A 19,171-nucleotide genomic window follows, 5' to 3' on the forward strand; every position below is an offset into this window, starting at 1 on the left:
CACTGGCCCGGGCCGCCCCCGGGGCGCCGGCCCGCGCTGGGCCCCCGCCACCTGCCGCGCCAGGGGTTCTTGCCGCCGGCGCTCCGGCTTTCTGCTGCCGCCGCATGTTCACCGTGTGGCCCCGGTGCCGGCCGGCTCGCGGCCGCGTCCCCGGCAAACCTGCCCGGGTGTCGCGGCCGCGGGGCTGCCGCAGAAATGCGGCTGACCTCTTGTGCCCGGGTGATGAACGTGCGGGCGGGTCCTTTCCCTTGTCGGTCGGAGTGGGATGCCCCCTCACGCCGGCTCCCCCTCACGCCGGCTCCCCCTGCCCCGGGAGGGATTGAGCACGGCCGTCGTCACCGCCGCCCGTGCCGCCCATGGGATCGTGTGCTCCACCCGCGGGACGCCGTCCCGGGACCGCCTTTGTGACTGCGGCAGGCGTGTGCGTGCCATGGGGTGCCCGGCCTTGGCCGGGGGACCGCCTGGACGTCGTCACCGCCTGCGACGAGATCACCGAGGCTGCCGGTCAAGTGCCGGCCGGGCCGCTGTTCGGTGTGCGGGTGCTGCTGTGATCAGCCGCACGGCGGCCGTGGCGGCACACCGTCCCTTGCGGCAGGGCCGGCCCGGGGGCGAGGAGATGGCCAGGGGCCCAGCAGGTCGCTGCCTGCGCGCGGTCCTGTGCGGCTGGGTCAGGTCCACGGGATGGCCGGTAGGTGTGCCGGTGGGGGCGCGTTGTGGTCATGAATGCCACGGCGGTCGCCCCATCCCGCTGAGGGGCAGGGTGTGCCGTGGTCGTGCTGCACGCACGCGGTGGCGGTGGAGGGCCGGTAGGTGTCGTCGCCGGTGAAGGTGGCGGTGTAGCAGGTTTTGTTGTGGTGTCGGCCCGGCACGGTGCAGGTGGCCTGGCCGTGACGGTCGGTCGTGGCGGTGCACAGCAGGGTGGAGTCGGTGGTGAATGTGATGGTCTTGCCCTTTAGGGGCCGGCCCTGGGCGGTCAGCGTGGCCGTCAGGGTGACACGGTCGTTGCCCCTTGCACCCGGCTCGTTCTTCTTGTGTTCGTGCCTCTTTTCTGCCTTCAGTTTCAGCGTGGTGGGGATCGTCGGCGGCTGCTGCAGCGGGGTGATCCCGGTCGCCACATCGACGGGGTTTGCGAAGCCGGTGATGGTGTCGGGCAGGACGGTTGGCGCAGTGGTGGTGTTGTCGATCACCGATACGGTGCTGGAGATGGTGTTGGTGACGTAGACGCGGGTGTTGTCCGGGGTGACCGCCGCGCCCTGGGGCTGGCGGCCGACGGGGAGGGTGGCGATCCGCGTCGGGGGATGGCCGGCATTGGTTTGGATCACCGACACGGTGGCGTCGGCGAAGTCGGTGACGTAGACGCGGATGCCGAACGCAATGGTGGCAACCGCCAGACCACGCGGCTGGCGGCCGACGGGGATGGTGGCGACGGGTCCAAGCGTGGTGTCGATCACCGACACGTTGTTCGAGCCCGAGTTACTGACGTACAGGACGGTGGTGCCGCCGGGAGAGGCCACGGCCGCCACGTCCCAGGGGCCGACGCCGACGGAGATGGAGCTGAGGACGTGGGGGGGATTGGTGGTGGTGTCGATCACCGACACGTTGTTCGAGCCGGTGTTGGTGACGTAGAGGCGGGTGCCGTCCGGGCCGAACGCGACGTTCTGAGGGAAGGCGCCGACGGTGATCGGTTGGCCGATCACGGTGTTGGTGGCGGTGTCGATCACCGACACGTTGTTCGAGCCGGAGTTGGCGACATAGACGCGGGAGTTGTCCGGGCTGACCGCCAGGCCGGCCGGGGAAGTGCCGACGGTGATCGGTTGGCCGATCACGGTGTTGGTGGCAGTGCTGATCACCGACACGGTGTTCGAGCCGGAGTTGGCGACGTAGACGCGGGTGCCGTTGGGGCTGACCGCCACACCGACGGGCGCGTCACCCACGGTGATCGGTTGGCCGATCACGGTGTTGGTGGCGGTGTCGACCACCGAGACGGTGTCCGCGCCGAAGTTGGTGACGTAGGCGAGCGAGCGGCCCGCCTGTGCCGCAGCGGGCGTGACCTGGGACAGCGGCACCACCACTCCTGCCAGCACCACCAACCCCGCCACCCAGACACGCAACAGTCTCCGCCATGCTCCCCCGCCCCCGCCCCCGCCCTCGGCCCCGTGACTTCGCCCCGCGCGCCCTTGCCCCAGCTTGCTCGCCACCGAGCCACCCGTCATCACAACCTCCTGCCACGCACACGCCGTGCGTTGTGTGCTCCGGATGAAGGCGGCATCCCGGCGGGGACGTCCGAGATCACCGCGGAGCTGATGATCGCTGCTGGTGGACGCTATGCCGAGACCGACCTGTACCTGTACTCAAGCCAGTGAGAAAGGCCCGTACGGGCGGGCCGCATAGCCCGAATGGCCTGCCGTCACGGACGCCTCGGCCCGCTCACCGCCACTCCACTGCCCGAAGAGCACCGGGTGGACGCGGCGTTTCCATCGATGGGTGCTACTTTGACGGCTTTTCCGTTGGCCGTCGGACTCGGCCGCGGCCGGCAGGCCGCGCACCGGCCAGATCTCCCGCGTCCCATCCGCCGCGAGGGGGTGCGCACGTTTGTCCACTGCCGCCGTCACCGGTGCCGCGCGTCGTCGGGAGTGTCAACTTAACGGCCGGTCCTGGTTGTTGAGGTGGCCAGTGGCTGCTTGGGCTCAGTCGGCCGTCGACGGCGATCTGGAAGGCGTTCAGCGGCGCCAACAAGCCCCGTTTCCGCCTGAGTGTCGACGGCGTGCCAATTGTTGCTCCATGCGTGCGTACCTGCGGTGTCGGCGGCGCGCGGTGCAGGTTGATGACGCAACGATCGGTGTTCTCAACAGCAGTTTCCTGGGTAGAGGGATTTCCGAATGAGAGATAGCCTGCGCCGCGGCGTCGACCGGCGGTCTGTGTTGAGGACGGCGAGTGGAGTGTCGGTCGCGGCAGCCGTGCCGGCGGCAGGAGTCCCGGTAACGGGCACGAGCACGGTAGCTCTTGCGGTTGGGATGTCGCCGGACGGCAGTTGGCCGGAGCCTGAGCATCTGCCTGTTACTGAAGGCTGGCTGGCCAAGAAGTTCGCCGCGGGGGACGACGGAGAGCACTTGAGTGATCCCGACCACAGCTTCTCCGGCGTAGGGTGGATCAGGGCGAGGGTTCCGGGGACGGTGCTCGCGACGCTTACGGAAAGGGGCCTGGTCCCCGACCCTTACTTCGGGTTGAACAACCTGCAGATCCCTGATGCCGGCGAGGTGGGGATCGGAGAGTACACGTACTGGTTCCGCACCCGTCTTCATGTACCGAAGAAGCACGGTAGCAGGGGTGGCCGGTTCTTCTTGGAGCTGCGTGGCACCAACTACAGGGTTGACGTGTATCTGAACGGCTCCAAGATCAACAGGGATCCCTTGGTGAGCATGTTCCTGCGTCATCGGCTGGACATCACGACTGCCGTGCATCGGGGCAGAGAGAATGTGCTGGCTGTTCTCGTCACGCCACCGGATCCGCCAGGAAATCCACAGTCGGGAGCAGGTCTGTTTGAACCTGCCGGATCCAGCTGCCAGGGCGGGGACCACCTCATCGGACGGCGCACCGTCGACCAGGTAAGCGGCGGGTGGGACTTCTGGCAGCCGGTCAGGGACCGCAACACGGGCATCTGGGACAAGGTCAGCCTGGAACTGACCGGTCCGCTGGTGTTCGACTCCGATCCGAAGATCACCACCGACATCACATGGCAGTCAGGGTCCGCCACGCAGGCGACGGTCTCGGTCACCGCGTCCGTGCGGAACACAGCCGCTACCCCGCTCCCAGCTCAGCTCAAGGTGCGCTTGGGACGACGCACGGTGAGAGGCCACGTTCTCACGGTCGACGCCGCTCAGACTGCGACCTTGACGGCCTCGGTGGTGGTGGACGATCCACAGCTATGGTGGCCCCACGGGTACGGCACTCCTCACCTGTACCCGGCGACGGTGGAGCTGATCAGCGAGCGCCGGCTGTCCCAGTCCTACCAAACGGACGTCGGGATCCGGGAAGTCTCCTCCGCCGTGGACCCCGTTACCCTGGGGCGCAAGTTCACCGTCAACCGCACACCGATCTTCATCCGCGGTGGCGCATGGGTGGCCGCGGACGCCCTGCTAAGACTGTCCGCACAAAACTACGACGACCAGATCAGGCTCCACCAGCAGGCGAACCTGAACCTGATCCGTATCTGGGGCGGCAGCATCACCGAACGGCCCGAGTTCTACCAGGCCTGCGACAAATACGGTGTGCTCGTGTGGCAGGAATTCTGGATCACCGGCGACTGCGACCCCGACGAAGGAAACCCAGCAGACCAGCAGCTGTTCCTGGACAGCGCCCGGGACGCGGTACGGATGCTGCGCAACCACCCCAGCCTGTGTCTGTGGGTAGGAGGCAACGAAGGGCCGCCCCCCGGTGACCTCGACAGCCGGCTAGCCGCGATCATCCAGGCCGAAGACGGCACCCGCCCCTACGTGTCCTACTCCACAGACCCAAACGCCGGACTTGGCACCGACGAAGGACCCTACACCGACGGTCCTTACGGAATTCTCTACCCTCGCCAGTTCTTCGACGGCACGTGGACCACCCATCATGTCGCGACCGGTGGCCCCCTGCCTTTCACCCCGGAGACCGGCTCGGTGGGCACCCCAGTCGCCGAGACGATCCGCGCGATCATGACCAAGGCCGACGCCGAGGACTTCCCGCAGATCACCCAGGAGACCTGGCCACCCAACAAGGCCTGGTACTTCCACCTGTGGATCCCGTTCTTCAACGGGACCAACACCACCAAGGACCAACTCCTTCTCTACGGGCAGCCGGCCACTCTCGAGGAGTTCTGCGAGCAGGCGCAGGCGGCCCAGTTCCAGCAGTACAAGGCCATGTTCGAAGGCCGCAACGCCGCGATGTGGCGCTGGTACACCGGCGGCGTCATCTGGCGCTCCGCGCCCGGCTGGACCGGCCTGCGCGGCCAGCTCTACGACTGGTACCTGGAACCAACCGGAGGCTACTGGGGAGTGCGCAAAGCCGGAGAACCACTCCACCCCCAACTCGACCTCAGCAACCTCAACGTCGCCGTCGTCAACAACACCCGCGCCACCAGCAGTCCCACCCACCTGGTCATCACCGTCGTCGGACCAGACGGCCACATCGACCACAGCAAGACCCAACGACTGGACATCGGCCCCATCCCCGCCGCCAGCCAACAGGTCGTCACCAGCCTCACCGGCAAGCTCACGCCCAACGCCTTCCAACTGGTCAAACTCCAGCTCCACGGCCATAACGGCGCTCTCATCAGCGACAACACGGACTGGCTCTACAACGCCCCCGGCCCCCAGCCCGACCTCGCCTACGCTCCCCTCCGCCACCTCGCCCCCGCGCACATCAGCGCACACGCCCGTCGCAAGCACGACGAGGACTCAACCATTGAGATCACTCTGCGCAACCGCAGCGAGGTCATTGCCTTCCAGGTCCGCATTCAGCTCATCGACGCCAGGACCGGCAAACGAGTCACCCCGGTGTACCTGACCGACAACTACCTCAATCTTCTGCCCGGCGAAAGCACAACCATCCAGGCGCACTTCCCTCACTCCCGACGCACACAGACCCAACTCCTCATCACCGGATGGAACACCTTGCTGAAGGACTCAGGCTGCGTCCCGATCCACTGGGACTGACGACCACACATGCCGTGCGCGAGCGTATCTGAAAGATCATGTAAGTCCGTGATGTGACAGGCTGGCCGTGGGCTCTGACCTGGGCCTTCGGCCAGCCGGGACGGACGGACATGAACGACAACGAGATCCCGGCCGTCGAAGAGATCCCGGCTGTCGAACGGGTCGAGGACAAGCTCGTCGACGAGGTCGTCGAGCGGCTGCTGGACCGCGCCGACGCCTCGGGCGCTGCCCTGCTGGGTGAAGGCGGGCTGCTGACGGCGGTGGACCCGGGCCGTGCTGGAGAAGTTCCTTACACGCCCTGATGTGCGGCCGGTTTTTCGCCTGGCGCGCTGTTTCCGGCCTGGCTGCTGTGTCTGGTGTGGTGGTTTCCGGCCGGTCTTTTCGTGTGTGGCCGGTCGTTTAGTTGGGGGCGGGTTGGAGGAGGAGTAGTGGTGTGCCGGTGAGGAGGACGGCGACGCCGGTGATTGCTCCCCATCCGGCGTAGAAGAGGCTGGAGCAGCCCACCCACAGGCAGGCTAGGGCGAGGATCGCGGGTGTCAGTGGATACAGCGGCACCCGGTAGTGGGTTTCGCTGCCGGTTTCCCGGCTGCGGAAGATGTACAGACAGATCGCGACGAGCAGTATGAAGAACCAGAACACTGGGGAGGTGTAGGCGACCATGGCCTGGAAGCCGGTGCGTGTGGCGGCTCCGAGGGCCACCAGCACGGCGGATACGGTGCCTTGGAGCAGCAGCGCGTTCGCGGGGGTCGAGCCGTGTTCCTTCCACCTGCCGATCGAGTGGAGTGCGGCCACGTCGCGGCCGAGGGCGTAGTAGGAGCGTGAACCGGTGATGATCAGGCCGTTGAGGGTGGTCAGGGTGGACAGGACGACGACGATGCTCAGCAGGGTGGCGCCCATGTCGCCGGCGACGATACGCATCATCGCGGCGCCGACGGCGTTGCTGCTGCGGATGGCGTCGAGTCCCAGCACGTGCAGATAGGCGGCATTGATCGCGACGGATACCGCGATGACGATGACGACGCCGACCACGAGGGCGCGGGCCATGTTGCGTCGTGCGTCCTGCAGTTCGCCCGACAGGTAGGCTGCTTCGTTCCAGCCGCCGTAGGTCAGGAGAATGAACATCATCGCAAGGCCCGCGTCGCTCAGGGAGAGGCTGTGGGGTGTCTGGGTGCGCGAGGTGGGCACCGTCGCGAAGATGGCGGACACGATGATGGCGATCATGGACAGCACCGCGATGATCTCGACGATGTTCTGGGTGACCTTTCCCGGCGTGGTGCCCAGGTAGTTGACGAAAGTGAACAGCAGGATCGAGGCAAGGGCGTAGATGCCGGGGCCGTAGGTCCCCAGCCGCCATACGGTGTTGGCGTAGTCACCCATCACGAAGGCGGCGGCGGCGATGGCGCCGGGCTGGATCACGCTGCACCGTGCCCAGGCGAACAGCAGGGCCACTTTCGGTCCGTAGGCCTCGCGCAGGAACGCGTATTCGCCGCCCGTGTTGGGCCGTGCGCTGCCCAGTTCGGCGTAGCACAGGGACCCGACCACCGTGATCACTCCGCCGAGCAGCCACAGCAGCATGAACACCGTGGCGTTGCTGGAGTAGCTCGCGACCAGTGACGGCGTTTTGAAAATGCCGATACCGAGGACGATACCGATCACCATGATCGAGACGTCGGTGGGCGTCATGCTGGCCGGGACAGCCGCACGGGTGGAGGCGGGCATGCGGGCACCTTGCAGGGGGAGGGCGTAAGAGCGGTCGAGGGCCGCTCGGCGGCAGCCCTCGCTCACCGGGGGGCAATGCGCGCATTGATGCTAGCGGGTGGATGAGGCCGCGTTCGCAAGGACGCGACCAAGCGGCACGGGGCACATCGAAGGCCCCTGCCACCGTGCTGCGCCGCTCCTTGCGGCGATGGCCTGCTCCAGCCCGGCGAGCGGTCACGCAGGTCCGCCTGGAGTGCGGGGTACGTCTCCGGGGCTGGGGGAGTCTTTCGTGCCGTTGGCCGCCTGCGTACGTGCTGCGGCCGCCGGGCCGCAGGATGCCGTCCCGGCGGCCGGGGACAAGACGGTGGGGCGTGGGCCGTTTGCCGGCTCGGCGGCAGCCGGGCCTGACGAGGAGAGTCTGCCCGGGTGCGGCAGATCACCTGATGCTGCAGGACAGGAGGCGGTATCCGAATCCACGTGTCCGGGCGGTGTGCCCGGTGAACGTCGCCTGGGAGGAGACCACGCGCGGGCCCTGAACGTCCCCGATCTTCGCTATCTGGCCCTGGGGTGGGTGGGCCCGATGGGACGCGGGCAAGAGGTGCGGTCTGCCGCACCAACCGTCACCGCCGGTCATGGCAGTGCCCGTCACCGGCTTTCGCAGATGTGGGCCAGCGCCTGGTCCAGGCCCGTCTTGTGGACGGCGTCCAGGCCCAGGGCCCGGGCGGTCGTCTCCTTTTGCTGCCTCAGCAGTGCGCTGCAGCCGGGGCCGTCCAGCAGGGGCCGGGCCTGGACGATGGCGGCGAGCAGCCGGCCGTCGATGCGGTCCAGGACCGGCCGGACCTGGGTGGCAAGGTCGGGGCGATGGGTCGGTTGCTCGGCGGGCTGCGCGTGCCACCTGGTGTAGAGCGCACGCTGAACGTCCTTGTTCGCCGCGATCTGGTCGGTGAAGATCCGCCGGACGGTGGCCGGGGGGATCCCGAGTTGTGCTCCCTGGGCAGCCGCACTGTCCAGGACCGTCTTCTCGCGGGCCGGGTCGTCGATGGGCTGGCGGGTTCCCCATTTGGCCGCGGCCACCGTGTCCGCGGTCATCACGCGCTCGCCGGCGAGCCGCGCGATCGTTCCCAGTGCCGTTTCGGCCGTTGCGGTGCCCTGCCGGGCAGGCCTGCTGCTCGCATGGGAGGAGTCGCAGGCCGCGAGGGCGGCCGCTGCGACACCGGTCAGGGCAAGCACGGCAACCCAGCTTCGGATAGCGCTCATGAGATACGACTATCCGTTGCCACGGGGCCATGGTGCAGTCGCCAATCGGGGGATGCGGGGGCGGAGCCGAAGACTGCGGGCAATGCGACGTCACCCGGATGCCTCACAGCACACACGCACCCCCCTCGAAGACCACATGACGGGTGCAGGGCGGGCAACTGCTCATGACTGCCACAGCACGGGCACCTACCCTTGCTCCCACCGCGCACTACGACGCACGACATGCCGCCGCGCAAGGCATCGAGCGCCCCTGGCCCGCCCCTCGCCACGGGTGTTCAGCGGCGTAGTGCGCGGTGCTCCTTTTGCCGAGGGGACTTTGGCCGGCCCGGGACCTGTGCCGTGCGGCGCCGCCCGGCCAGGCAGGGCTTTGCCCCGGGGTGCCGATCCCGGCGCCGGGCGGCACGCGTGCATCGGATCACCGAGCCGCCTGCCGGTGCCTGCCGGCAGCACCGCCCCACCGCACGCCACCGGGTGTGCCGGCACACCCACCCCATGCCATGCGCCGATCCGGCCGGGCGCATCCGCCTGCGACCGCGGGGCGCCGGCTTTCAGCACGAGGCGGCGCAGCCGCCGCCCGTTCCCCTCCCCACGGTGGTCACGGCAAGCACCGGCCCCCTGCCCGCCCCACCCGCAGCCCATGCACCCGTCCCGGCAAGGGCCGTGCCGTCAGGGCGGTCGCACGTTGCGGGGCCGTGCAGAGCGCCCGTGGCCCGCGCACGTGGACGCGCCGCCAGCACAGGCACGACACCAGTGATCACCGGGGTGCCTGTGCCTGTCTCACCCCGCCGCCTGGACCGGCCCGGCGATGTCCCCCAGGCGGAGGGTCTGGCGGTTGACCCTGGCGATGAACCGCGTACTGCCACCGCGGTGCCGTGGTGCCGGCCCGGTGCCGGAAGCGGGCTGGGCGACATGACGTGCCGGCCGGCGCGGGGCCCACAGCAACGGCTGAACGCATATACCTGACGTCCGGTCAGCATCTCTTCGCCCTTGCACGGGCCGGGATGCGACGGCGACTCATGCACGCTTGTGTTTCTCCTCGACGATGACCCGATCCGACAGCGGACTTCGCAACGGCCCCGGGGCGTGGCCGGCGCCGCCTGCCCGGCCTCGGTCCGTCAGGGCCGTTCAGGCGCAAACCGGCTGACGGGTGCGCACCTTTTCAGGGCGCGGCTTCACCGCGAGCGCACCGAACACCATGTACGCCGGCAGACACCACCTGCCGGCCGGCTGGTGTTGGCGAGTTCCTGTGTCCGGCGACGGTGATCGGCTGCTTCTTGTGCCGCCTGGCCGGCCGGCCCCCGGCGGTGATCACGCCGAACCACCGGCCTCCCGCTCGTCGCACTCGTCAAGCATGCACATGTCGCGGTCCGTTCGCGTCATCCGGCCCGAAGGCTTCACCGGCCTCGGCCCTGGGAGCCAGAACCCTGAAAAGGGCGGCTGGCTTGCTCCTGCACCCGCAACCCCTGCCCGGCCGGACAGGGGCTTGACGAGTCGTCAATTTCCTTTCGTGTTCTTCTCGGCACCGTCACACATGCGCGTGCCGGCAGTCTCTTGCACATAAAAACGCCCCTCCCTCTTTTTTACGCTTCGGTGACGACCGTGGTGTCTTTCTTACATCGTGTATTGGGGCGGGCATCCGCGTCGTTGCCCGCTGGTTATGATCCGCAACGGCTCGGGCTGCCTTGAGCGACCGCATCTGATGCCTTGCGTCCGGCCCGGCCATTGCGGTGCATGTCCGTGCCGCTTTATGGCGCCGCCTGCGCCGAGGGGGAATACGGCAGGACCGAAGTCGTTTCAGGAGCAGATACCCACCAGGTGCCGGGTGCAGGCCTTCACCCGCGAGGGAGAAGAAGGGCCCGGCGCGACTGCTCGCGGGGGACTGCGGCTGTGCCGACGCCGTCGGTTGCACGTCGTCGAACGCGGCTGCTGTCGGGGCTCGTTGACTCGGGTCGCGTCATGCCGTTGGGGCGTGTTTGCCGGCAGCGCGGGGAAATCAGGGGAGAGGATTGGCAGTTGCGTTTCGACGCAGGGGAGAAAGTTAACAACGGGCGAGGGGAAAACGGTGGGCAGGTGCAGCCGTGGCCTGTTGACGGCTACACGTTCCAAAAGGAGCTCACCAACGGGGCCACGTCGTCCACGGTGCTGGCGCGCCGGGGGACTTCACGCCGTGTCGTGATGATCGAATATCTCTGCTGGGACGGACTCGGAGATGCGGTGGCCCTGGAGCGTGTGCAGGCCGACAATGCGGCGCTCTGCCTGGTCAGGGATCCGCGTCTGGCCCGCATCTACAGCTGCCACGTCGGTGTGCACGGCATCGCGGCGATAAGAGAGTTCATTTCCGGCAGCAGCCTTCGGCAGGTCCTGGATATGGTGGGCACCCTCGGGCCGTCCGTCGCGCTGTTTGTTGTCCTGCAGTGCCTGCACGGTATCGCCGCCGTACACGAGAACGGCATCGCGCATGGAAACTTCCGCGCGGAGTCGGTGATGGTCCTTCCCGACGGAAGGATCAAGATCGTGGGCTGTGCGCTGCGCGGTGACACGGCAGCCACCGCCGAGGCGCACCACGACATTCGTGCGGCCGCGATGTTGCTGATCGAGTGTCTTGCCGGCCGGCGCGGTCCGTTCGAGCCGCCCGGCTGGACCGGCCGCACAGCCGCAGAGCAGGCCGGCGTGGTGCGCTCGCTGTTGTCCCTCACCCGCCAGGCCGTGGCCACGTCCACGGCCGGACGGCAGCTGCAGGCGGCGCAGTTCATCCGGCTGCTGACCGAGTGGGCCGAGACCACCTTGGAGGAGGGCTGGCAGGCCCGTGCACAAAGCGAGCTGGCGGCGGCCGTCCGGCACGCTCCCGCACCCGTGGACGGCGCCGACTGGGCCGGGAGCACATGGCCCGTCCTCGTCGGTCTTTCCACCTCGGTCGTGCTCAGCGTCACCGAGTACTTCGCAACCCTCCAGGGCAGCGGCATCCACGATGTCTGGCCCGTCTGCGCGGGCCTTGGATCCTTGGCGGCGCTCATCGCCACCGCGGCCCTCGCCACCCGCCACAGCACCGCGCCCGAAAGGTCCGTGACGTTTTTGCCGATCCCGCCGGGGCCGGCGGGGCGGGCACCGACGGCATCCCCGCCCAGTGATGCGGCGCAGGATGTTCCTGACCCGCCCGGCCACCCAGCCGCCCCGGACGGGCCCGGGCCGTGATGCGCCTTGGGGCCGGTTCGGCACCGGCCGGCCTCCTGACGCAGCAGCGGCTTGCAGTGTCCGCCGTGCGAGCCCCCTACCCGGTGCAGGGCCGCCCGCAGCCATTTTCCGGACGGCCGTGCTGTCGTGCGATCAGGCCGTGACGAGGCATCGACGTGCGGCGCGGCCGGCCGCTGGTGCGGGGGTGCCGGTGATCCCTGCCCGCGCATGGGGTCTGAACCAGCTGCGGAGGCCGGCCCCTTGATGCCGGCATGGTGCGCCGCCAAAGCAGGACCCCCGGCATCCGGATCAGCGGAAGTGGATCACCACTCGGGCACTGGTGACGGGATGCACGGTGAGGTGGGCGACGCCCCTGGCATTCGCGTAGTCCTTCGTGCCTCCCGTCACCTGCTTCGTGAGATGCACGACCTTGGGCAGCGTGGCGGGCTTGACGGCAGGCATCGTCCGGGAGCCCTGAAGGGTGATCTGACCGTCGGGAGTGTTGAGGGTCTGCGGGCAGTCCACCGTCCGGTTGCGGCCCTTCACCGACTTCACCGTGCATTCGTACCTGAAGGTCCCGTAGGCCTTGCCCGTCTTGGTGTTGGTGGTCTTCCCCGAGCCGCCGAACGTCGAACCCACCGGCCCGTACGGTGAACCGTGGTGCTCGGTGTTCGTGGTCGTGACGTCGAGAACATGGGCGGAGCCGCTGCTGTGCTGCGGCGCGGCGACAGCAGGCAGGGCCAGTCCGAGAGCGCCGGCTGTGCCCAGCGCGCCCACCAGCACCGCTCGAGGGCCGAACTTTCGCATGTGTCTGTCCTTTCGCTTGAACCCAGGTGAATGTGCGCCGGACGAAGAGCACACGGTCGGCTGCCGGCGGCCGGACACCCGAAGGAGCCGGCCTGCCGCGCCATGACGAAGCCAGGCATGTGCCCGCACCGTCGCCGCAACCGTGGCACTCGTCTCGTGGTCGGCTCGGCCGCCTTTGAGGAGTGCGCACCACGCAGTCCGTTGTGAACTGGCTGTTCTCTACCGTCTGCCACCACCCACACCGCCGGTGTCCGACGGTCGGGGGAAAGCCCGGAGGAGCGTCCCCCACCGCGGCCGGCACCCGCTTCGCGCGGCCGGGCCGGCGAACCGCCACGGCGCGGCCCGCCGGCAGGCCGGGCGGGGACTGCGGCGTGCCCGGGACGTGAAGCGGGACCGTAACCGGCCCGCTCCTGGTGGCCGCCCGGCCGTTGCCGCCCGGCCTCCTCGCGGCACCCGCACTGCGCGCCCTCGCCCTTGACGCGCATCCTGCGCGTCAAGAGCGAGGTGGCCGGCCGGGCCGGGCGAGGCCCGTCGCGCGAAACGATGCCGCACGGCCGGCACGCGCACGCGGCCCGCCCCCTCTTTTTCAGCGCCGGTGCCTGCCCCGCGTGGCCGCCTCCGGCGGCCGGTGCCTGCCCCGCGCGGCCGCCGCCGGCGCAGGACGCACCGACCACCGCACGCGCAGGTAGTCCTGAGCGCCCCAGCCCAGGACGGCCTGGGCCAGCAAAGACGGCAGCATGGTGTCACTGTGGTCGAACTGCTGCACCGCGGTGCGGCAATGCCAGCACCTGGATATGTGGGTATTGACATCCCCCGACACCGGCCGGTTCAGCGATGCCAGAAGCAGCCGGGAATACCGGCTGCATTCAGGATAGGGCGCCTCCTCGGCGTGAATTTCCAGGCAGCGCTGCAACAACAGCCCCCGGGAACGGGCAGCCTCCGCGGCCGCGGTGACTTCAGGAAGACCGATCAGAACGGCAACGGTGGCAATGTCCTCCCGCTCGACATGCAGGTGCCACAGCAACGTCTGCGTCACGGCGGGCAGAGCGCGAAAGGCCCGCTCCGCCAGACGGCGATCGGGTTGTATCCCCGATCTGCGGCTGCGAATGGCATCGTGAAGCGCCGCGTCCAGCACGACATCGTCCCCGTCGACGCCGGCCTCGGCCGCCACCCGCACCGCTCGCAGCAGGTGGGGGCGCACCACGGGCGGATGCGCGTAATGGATGACCTCGGCGAGAAACGACTGAGCCGCGCAGGTCTGCAACCTCGATTCCGAGGCTGCTCCGGCTGCGCACAGGCTCGTGTAAGCACGTACGGATTTCCAGTGCCGAGCCAGCAGTGCGGCGACGCAATCTTTGCGCGAGCCTTTGCTGTGTGAAATCTCGGTCATGAGTGCCGAGTCTGACATGGGAACAACATTGTCCATTTGTTTCGGCTCCAGAAAGATGTGAGCTTCAGAACGACGGGGCATGCGCCTTTCCAAAAGATGTTGATTACATGATTCGTGGCACCGGATGACGCCTGCCCGCTCTTCCCACGGTGCAATCGTCATAAAAAGGCCGCAGTTTTTACAAGGTTGAAACCCCGGCGACGGCCGGTCGGGTCTCAACGCCGGGACCGGCTATGCCCCCTTCCACCCAAGGTGATGGCCGCGAATGAAAAAAGAGGGGCAATCCCTGCCTCGTGTCGCGTGCTGCGGCGTCGGGGATTCACGCTCTCCCGGGCCGGGGCGGGGCGGCCGGGGCGTGGGACCCGCCGTCGCCTGGCTCAGCGGATCCGGGCGCCTGCACCGCCGCCGCCCGGGGCGGGTTCGGCCGCAGGTGCCGAGGTCCTCACGCTCCATGCGATGCCGGTGGGGGTGGATGTAGCGGATCGCGGCGGAGGGTCTGTTGCGGATCAGGCCCGCGGGCTGCCCTGCCGGGTTTGGCCTGCGAAGGCGGCGGCCGGGCAGGGGGCAGGTGGCCGGACAGCCGTGGGCAAGCCCGTTTTCACCCCTAGTCTTTTGTGCCCCCGGCTGCCGCGGCCGGGCACACGTGGGTCTTCGCCGTGAGCAGCCCGGCGAAGGCGGGCCGACTCGCTTCTCGGCCCGCCCCGGGCCGGTGCCGGCCTCCGGTGTCCCCGGCCGGCATTCCGGCACCGCACCCCGGCCGGTATGCCGGCACCGCAGCCCGGGCGGACGGCAGCCGCCGGTGTCTCTCGTTCGGGCCCTCCGGCGGTCCTCGGCGCCGGCCTCCTCGCGGTGATCACCCGGGAGGAGGCCGGGACGGGCACCAGCGGTGGCGGCCTGCCGGTGTGCTGCGTCCGTCCGGCGGTTCCCGGCCGGCCGCGGAGCGTGTCGTCCGGGCGGCGGGGCAAGGGGGTCCTAGTTTCGGGCCTGGTGGCCGCCGTCGCCGTATCGGCCCCGCCCCGACTCCCAGGTCAGCAAAGGGACCAAGGCATGACCCACTCCTTGCACCACCTCTCCTGCGGCCCCGGCGCCATGCCCGCAGGGTCCACGCCGTTCGCCGGCAGATGCCGCATCGGCGTCCGTATGGCCCTCGCCACTGTCACAGCCGCGGGAATGATGTCGCTGGCAGGACCAACACCCGGATGGGCCGTCCCAGGCCACCAGCCGTCCCGGCAGGCGCCCAGCTACTGCATCAGTGTCAACGGCACTGTGGTGGCGCGCAGCGGCAGCGCCTTGTGCCAGTCCGCGTCCGGAAGCGTTGCCGTCGCCATCGGTGCCCAAAGCATCGCGCACGCGCTCAATGGCCAGAACAGCACGGCCGTCGCTGTCGGCGTGGGCAGCACCGCCTACGCGACCCAGGCCAACAACAACACCGCCACCGCCGTCAACGACCAGCTGGGCCATGTGGCCAAGGCGACCGCGACCGGAAACGCCGTCACCGGCGCCGGCAGCTACACCGCCATCGCCGTCGGCTGCGGCGCGCACGCCGAGGACGACAACAACCTCGACACCTGCCCCGGGACCGGCGCCGTGCAGGCAGCCCCGCAGCACAAGCCGCACAAGCCGCACAAGCCGCACAAGCCGCACAAGCCGCACAGGCCGCGGCCGCCGCTCGGCGCACCGCCGGTTGTCGGCAACATCTGCGTCCGGGTCAACAACATCCAGCTGATCGGACGCGGCTCGGCACAGTGCTCACGTGGCGCAGGCGTGGCCATCGCTGTCGGCGCGGGGAGCAGGGCCACGCTCGCCGGTGGTCTGGGAGCCGGACCCAACATCGCCGTCGCTGTCGGGGCGAGCACGAGTGCGTTCGCGGGCGTCGGCGGCAACAACATCGCCGTCGCCAACAACGCCAACAGCACCGCGACGGCCAGTTCGCTGGGCGGCAGCAGCATGAACACCGCCATCGCCGCAGGAGGGTGCACCGCGGACGCCGAAGGCACCGGTGAGGTCGTCAACTGCGCCCCCGACTGACGTCCCTCGCCCCGTCACGCCCGCTGCCTCGCGCCGTGCGGTGCGGCCGGTGTCCGGCCACGGCGCCGCCCGCATCATCCGGCGGAACCAGGGGGCATCAGTGCTGATGCATGCGGGTTCGCCGGTGATGGTCCGGCGCGGATGTGTCGGTGGGCCGGGGCGATCCCAGAAGGAAGGTAGAGCTGCGTGATCGGCGGCCTCGCGTGGGCGGTGGCCGCCGGGCGGGGCTCGCGCGGCGCGGCCCGGATCGCGGCGGCTTGCCTGGTGGCGGCGATGGCGGCGGTGCCGCCCGGCCCGGCACTGCCGGGCCCACTACGGCGTGGGCGCCTTGATCAGCAGTACCGGGGCATCGCCTGCCGGGCAGCTCCAGGCAGGCGCAGGCTTCAGCGCACCGGGGACGTACGCGCGCGGCGTGCCGCGCGGCCGCTGGAAGGTGCGCCTGCGCTCCCGGATCAGGCACTGGGGGGCGCGGGCGAGGGCCCCGTACGGCCCGGGCCCGGCCGCTGCCCGGCCGCTGCCCGGCCACGGGTCCGATCCGGGCGCCGTCGATGTGTCATGGCAGCCCGGTCAGCAGCGAGCGGGTGTGCGCAAAAGCAGCCGGGAGCCCGTCTTCGCCGGTGTTTCCATGAGGCCCGGGACCTGCGGTGAGGAACGGATGGCCGGGGGCCTGCAGTGCGGAGTGCACGGTCGAAAACGACGGAAGACGAGCCGATCCGTTGGAGAGCGCCTGATGGGAGGCCTCCCTGCTGTTGGCATACACCTGGTCCGGGGCGCCGGCGGCGGAACTCACCCAGACCGACGCCAGAATGACGAGGAGATCCACCTCGCATTCCGGGATCACGTTGTGCAGGACCGCGTCCGCCACACCGGCCGCCACTCCCGCCTGGGCCGGACCCAGGATCATTTCCCCGTGCCATCGGCTGATGACCGGCACTTTGCTGATGAAGAGAGTCATGGGCTGGACGGGAACACCGGGCCGCACGGCGGCGAGGAAGGGCGCGGGCTCCCGCGAGCAGGTGGCCAGCGCCGCAGCCCAGGCCGTACCGACCGGCCCCGACCGGGGGCCGACGACCGTGGTGATGCGAGCGCCGTTCGGGCCCTCGCCGATGAAGGATTCGCCAATGTCCACGCCGGTACCTCATCCGGTTCGACACGTCAGCGGGAAGCGGATGGTGCAGCGGCCGCTCCCCCTGGCCGTCCGGTTCCCGCGGCGGCCGCGGGAACCACGGGGTGCTCACTGTTCGGGGGAGTGGATGCCAGGGACGTCTTTGCCGTTGCGTTTGTGCGTGCGCGCCTCCCCGGTCTCCTTGCGCGCGTGCCTGCTGCGCAGGATGTCTCTTGCCAGGAGCAGGTCGTCCTCGGTGAGCCCGAGTTTTTGGGCGATGAGCCGCACGGCGGGAGCGTCGACCTGCGGCGCGCCCGCGAGGACGATGGCGAACCGGGCCCTTGCCGGAGCGCCGCAGTCCCGCCGCCCCAGAAATCCGCCGTTGTCCAAAAGTGGCGGCACGATGGTCGCCGGTGAACGGGGAGCGCGTCGATCAGATGTATCCATGGTGCGCACTCCTGACGGATATGCGAAGCGGAGAACGGGGCAACGTTATGAGGCGCTCATCAGTCCTTCAACACGGGTTGTCCGCACCGCAACAGGCATGGCGAAAGGGCTGTTCCTCCCCTCCCTTTCCGGGCGCCCTCCAGCCCTGTGCGCAAGGAAAGAGAGGCGTCCTTGCCCCCTTCACAAAGCCGCGGATCCGCCCAAGGGAGCGGGGCCGCGAGAGGCAGGGGCGGGATTTTTGCGGCCACCCGCCGCCAGTCCCGGAAATTTTTTTACGGCACCCCGCTCAAACCGGGCGGATATGTCCATCCGGCCTGCCGGGCGGTGTACCGGCGGATGGCGCTCGGCCCGCCGCCGGCGCATCCTGGCCCCGCCTTCGGCTGTCCCGGCGGCCCCGCCCGGCCCCACGGGCGGGCGGGCGCGGCGCCGCCTTGGCCCGTGGCGGCCCGCACCTGTCCTGCATCCTCCCGCAGCCGGGCGTGCCGTCCCGGCCGCGGCAAGCGTCAGCCGTCCGCACCCGGTACACGGGCCTCGCCGCGCGGCCGTGCCGTAGGGGGCGGATGCTGGAAGGGGTCGGGTACCAACCGTCCGCGGCAGTGCGTGCGTGAAAAGTGGTGGAACCGCATGTCTGGAATGGCGGCGCGAGTACGGGTGGTCGTCGTGGACGATCATCCGATCTACCGGGAGGGAATCGCCCGAGGTCTCACCCTGAGCGGCCAGATCGAGGTCGTTGCCGAAGCAGCCACGGGGCGTGAGGCACTGGAGGCGATCCGCGCGGAGAATCCTGCCGTGGCCGTGGTTGACTACCGGCTGCCCGACCTGGACGGCATCGCGGTGGTCCACGCCGTCCATCGCGACGACCTGCCGACGAGAGTGCTCATCTTGTCCGCGACCACGGAAAGCTCGGTCGTCTTCCGGGCCATCCAAGAAGGGGCCGCCGGATACCTGGCCAAGGAGTCCCGCCGCGCCGAGATCGTCGATGCCGTGCTGAGAGTCGCCAAGGGGCTGACCGTCGTGCCGCCCGAGCTGACCAGCGACCTGGCCGCCGAGATCCGCATGAGAGCGGCACACGACACCCCCGTACTCACCGAGCGTGAACGGCAGGTGCTGCAGGCGTTCGCCCGAGGCCTGAGCATCCCGGACACCGCCAAGGAACTCGTGCTGGGTGCCAGCACGGTCAAGACCCACGCCCAAAGACTCTACGAGAAGCTCGAGGTCTCCGACCGGGCCGCCGCCGTGGCCGAAGCGATGCGCCGCGGCCTGCTGGAATGACCGATCCCTTCACACCGTGTGAGCGGGCCGCGCCCGTGCGGTGCGCGGGCGTACCGTGTGCGGGCTGCCGGTGCTGCCCGGGCCCGGCGGCACCCGGCCCGGAGGCAGGGCGGGCGTCGAGCGCGGCCTGGATGCCTCCACGCCCCGAGATCACAAGACAACCCTGATTCGGCCCCGTCGCTCTGCAGCTCATCGAAGCAAATGTCCTCGGCCTTCGCATACAGAGCGTATCCGGCGAAAATGGCGGTCATGTCCATCAGAATCTCCGCTTCCTCAAGGTCACTCGTCGGGCAATGCGAAAGT

At 69.3% G+C, this 19,171-nt stretch carries 13 protein-coding genes; 6 read left to right on the forward strand and 7 right to left on the reverse strand.

Translation table 11 applies throughout. The features are described 5' to 3' along the window. The first annotated feature begins 404 nt into the window (after positions 1-404). Complete coding sequence (locus AB0D93_RS32905; RefSeq protein ID WP_362127391.1) at positions 405-551, forward strand: hypothetical protein; 147 nt, start codon at positions 405-407, stop codon at positions 549-551. Positions 552-668: 117 nt separating this feature from the next. On the opposite strand, the gene AB0D93_RS32910 is transcribed toward AB0D93_RS32905, so the two are convergent. Continuing rightward, entirely contained in the window at positions 669-2,213 is a 1,545-nt protein-coding gene (locus tag AB0D93_RS32910) for a beta-propeller fold lactonase family protein (protein WP_362127394.1), read from the reverse strand. A gap of 726 nt (positions 2,214-2,939) precedes the next feature. Between AB0D93_RS32910 and AB0D93_RS32915 the strand changes: the two genes are divergently transcribed. Both AB0D93_RS32915 and AB0D93_RS32920 read left to right on the forward strand, forming a co-directional pair. Further along, the gene (locus AB0D93_RS32915) at positions 2,940-5,693 is read left to right on the forward strand and encodes a glycoside hydrolase family 2 TIM barrel-domain containing protein (protein WP_362127397.1); all 2,754 of its coding nucleotides are present in this window, start codon (positions 2,940-2,942) and stop codon (positions 5,691-5,693) included. Between the two features lie 110 nt (positions 5,694-5,803). Then, the gene (locus AB0D93_RS32920; RefSeq protein WP_362127400.1) at positions 5,804-5,995 is read left to right on the forward strand and encodes a hypothetical protein; all 192 of its coding nucleotides are present in this window, start codon (positions 5,804-5,806) and stop codon (positions 5,993-5,995) included. Between the two features lie 97 nt (positions 5,996-6,092). Here AB0D93_RS32920 and AB0D93_RS32925 read toward each other — a convergent pair whose 3' ends face one another. Next, positions 6,093-7,412, reverse strand: a complete 1,320-nt coding sequence (locus AB0D93_RS32925; protein WP_362127403.1) for an APC family permease — start codon at positions 7,410-7,412, stop codon at positions 6,093-6,095. A 624-nt stretch (positions 7,413-8,036) separates the two neighbouring features. Beyond that, the gene (locus AB0D93_RS32930) at positions 8,037-8,648 is read right to left on the reverse strand and encodes a chorismate mutase (RefSeq protein WP_362127406.1); all 612 of its coding nucleotides are present in this window, start codon (positions 8,646-8,648) and stop codon (positions 8,037-8,039) included. Positions 8,649-10,661: 2,013 nt separating this feature from the next. On the opposite strand from AB0D93_RS32930, the gene AB0D93_RS32935 reads away from it, so the two are divergent. Beyond that, positions 10,662-11,840, forward strand: coding sequence for a hypothetical protein (locus tag AB0D93_RS32935; RefSeq protein WP_362127409.1), 1,179 nt, complete (start codon positions 10,662-10,664; stop codon positions 11,838-11,840). 288 nt (positions 11,841-12,128) lie between these two features. Here the strand turns inward: AB0D93_RS32935 and AB0D93_RS32940 are convergent, their stop codons facing one another. Further along, entirely contained in the window at positions 12,129-12,626 is a 498-nt protein-coding gene (locus tag AB0D93_RS32940) for a hypothetical protein (protein ID WP_362127412.1), read from the reverse strand. Positions 12,627-13,212: 586 nt separating this feature from the next. Next, on the reverse strand, positions 13,213-14,016 hold the full coding sequence (locus tag AB0D93_RS32945; protein ID WP_362127415.1) for a hypothetical protein: 804 nt from the start codon (positions 14,014-14,016) through the stop codon (positions 13,213-13,215). Between the two features lie 1,047 nt (positions 14,017-15,063). Between AB0D93_RS32945 and AB0D93_RS32950 the strand changes: the two genes are divergently transcribed. Further along, complete coding sequence (locus AB0D93_RS32950; protein ID WP_362127418.1) at positions 15,064-16,044, forward strand: hypothetical protein; 981 nt, start codon at positions 15,064-15,066, stop codon at positions 16,042-16,044. A gap of 553 nt (positions 16,045-16,597) precedes the next feature. On the opposite strand, the gene fae is transcribed toward AB0D93_RS32950, so the two are convergent. Together fae and AB0D93_RS32960 are read right to left on the reverse strand one after the other, a co-directional pair. Continuing rightward, positions 16,598-17,173: a formaldehyde-activating enzyme gene (fae, locus tag AB0D93_RS32955; RefSeq protein WP_362127421.1), complete on the reverse strand. Its 576-nt coding sequence runs from the start codon at positions 17,171-17,173 to the stop codon at positions 16,598-16,600. 105 nt (positions 17,174-17,278) lie between these two features. Then, positions 17,279-17,596: a hypothetical protein gene (locus AB0D93_RS32960; protein WP_362127424.1), complete on the reverse strand. Its 318-nt coding sequence runs from the start codon at positions 17,594-17,596 to the stop codon at positions 17,279-17,281. A 624-nt stretch (positions 17,597-18,220) separates the two neighbouring features. Here AB0D93_RS32960 and AB0D93_RS32965 point away from each other — a divergent pair. Beyond that, positions 18,221-18,868 (forward strand): response regulator transcription factor, encoded by a 648-nt coding sequence (locus tag AB0D93_RS32965; RefSeq protein WP_362127427.1) that lies wholly within the window; start codon positions 18,221-18,223, stop codon positions 18,866-18,868. Positions 18,869-19,171 lie beyond the last annotated feature (303 nt).

This window comes from Streptomyces sp. NPDC048191, from assembly GCF_040652655.1.
Classification (GTDB): Bacteria; Actinomycetota; Actinomycetes; order Streptomycetales; family Streptomycetaceae; genus Streptomyces.